The organism is Pseudophaeobacter profundi (assembly GCF_029697505.1).
Lineage (GTDB): Bacteria > Pseudomonadota > Alphaproteobacteria > Rhodobacterales > Rhodobacteraceae > Pseudophaeobacter > Pseudophaeobacter profundi.
In genome coordinates this window covers 1-277 of sequence record NZ_JARJEF010000212.1, presented here as the reverse complement: position 1 = coordinate 277, position 277 = coordinate 1, and the positions used below count along the sequence as shown (strand labels likewise).

The 277-nt window shown below is 60.6% G+C and carries 1 pseudogene; it reads left to right on the top strand.

Annotated features, from left to right (window positions below):
* A pseudogene (locus P2081_RS20780) lies at positions 1-277 on the top strand (hypothetical protein); the annotation flags it as partial.

The window sequence follows — 277 nt, the reverse complement described above, 5'->3', positions numbered from 1 at the left end:
AAGATACCAAGCTTTGGCGACATTCCTGCAGAGTTCAACGTGGCGCTGCTGAAAGGTGCTCCCAACCCCAGAGCTGTATACTCATCAAAGGCTGTAGGTGAACCGCCTCTGTTCCTGGCGTGCTCGGTGCTGTTTGCTATCCGAGAGGCGGTGGCGGCGGCGCGCGCGGCCGTCGGACTCAACGGATACTTCCGTTTCGACTCTCCAGCGACGGCCGCGCGCATCCGCATGGCCTGCGCTGACCACAGTGCTCAGAAGTTCCCTGATGCACCTGAAG